Here is a 1,006-nt window from a genome sequence, read left to right on the forward strand (position 1 = left end):
CGTCCGTGTCGGACCCGACGCCGGCGGCACGCCTCGCGGCCGCGTGGAGCTCGGCGCGGCCCGGCATCCCCACGACGTGCAGTGCCGGCCCGGAGAGCGGGGTGTGCTGGCGTACCTCGCGGCGACCGTCGGTGGCGAACCCGTGGACCGGCACGTCGAGACCCCCCGGCTCCAGGTCGAAGCCGAGCCAGTCGCGGTGGGCGGCGTGGAGGAGTGACGACGGCGAGAACGGCAACGCCAAGGGGGTGTCGGTCGCCGTGTCGAGCGGGAACTCGCCGGCCCAGTAGGGCCTCTCGAACGGCAGGGGCATGCCCTCGTCCTCGACGATCCGGTCGTCGGCCCCGGCGAACGCCCGCACGAGCCGCCCCGACTCCCACCGGGCGAATCCGCTCACCCCGTCCTCCGCATCCTGGGCGAACAGCAGGATGGTGGGCGCCTCGACCAGTTTCAGCCACGACTCCGGGGTGGCGGACGGCGTGATGGGCCCCTCCATCGGGATCTGGACGACGGTGAGTCCCGGGAACGAGCCCACGTAGATCTCCCCCGGCCCGGCCGAGGCCGAGCGGTTGAGCGGGAACGCGCCCAGGGACGCCACCGTGACCGTGGGGAACAGCCGCGACAGCAGACGTCGCGCGAAACCGGGGTCGGACGGCTGTCCCGCCCGGATCGGTGCGGCGGGATCGTCCGTGGCCAGATACCAGAAGGTTGCGACGTGGTGTCCCATGACCGGACTCAGTCGTCCTTACCGCGGACCCCGAGCAGGACGTCCTCCCACGAGGGCATCGTGGGATGACGGCGCGAGGGGCGTCGTTCGGGTTCGGTGGGCGTGGGCTGGAGGAAGTCCTCGTTGTCGGTGTTGTCGTCGTCGTCGTTGTCGTTCCCGCCTCGCACCCCCGCGGGGCGCGAGGCGCCGGACGTCGGCTCCGACCGCCCGGACGACACCGGTCCCGTCCCCGCGGTAGGGGCGGATGCGGCGGGGGTGGACGGTCCGGCTGGGGTGGCCGGC

The 1,006-nt window shown here is 73.5% G+C and carries 1 protein-coding gene and 1 pseudogene; both read right to left on the reverse strand.

The features are described 5' to 3' along the window. On the reverse strand, window positions 1-724 hold a 724-nt coding region (locus G6024_RS00600; RefSeq protein WP_159147578.1), incomplete at its 3' end, for a DUF6928 family protein. An 8-nt stretch (window positions 725-732) separates the two neighbouring features. After that, window positions 733-1,006, reverse strand: a pseudogene (locus G6024_RS16495) (septation protein SepH); the annotation flags it as partial.

The organism is Dietzia maris, assembly GCF_014144855.1.
Lineage (GTDB): Bacteria > Actinomycetota > Actinomycetes > Mycobacteriales > Mycobacteriaceae > Dietzia > Dietzia kunjamensis.